Raw genomic sequence first — 213 nt, 5'->3', positions numbered from 1 at the left:
TTACCTCACCAACTAGCTAATGCACCGCAGGTCCATCCATAAGTGACAGATTGCTCCGCCTTTCCCAACTCTCTCATGCGAGAGATTTGCGTATCCGGTATTAGCATTCGTTTCCGAATGTTATCCCAGTCTTATGGGCAGGTTACCTACGTGTTACTCACCCGTCCGCCGCTAACTCTCAGGAGTGCAAGCACTCCATCAAGTCCGCTCGAC

General features: G+C 51.2%; 1 rRNA gene. It reads right to left on the bottom strand.

Annotated features, from left to right (window positions below):
• Nucleotides 1–213 (bottom strand): 16S ribosomal RNA (locus M3180_RS23180); the annotation flags it as partial.

This window comes from Paenibacillus camelliae (genome assembly GCF_023715345.1).
GTDB lineage: Bacteria > Bacillota > Bacilli > Paenibacillales > Paenibacillaceae > Pristimantibacillus > Pristimantibacillus camelliae.
Note: the sequence above shows the minus strand (reverse complement) of the source record. Positions and strands in the feature narration are given on the sequence as shown.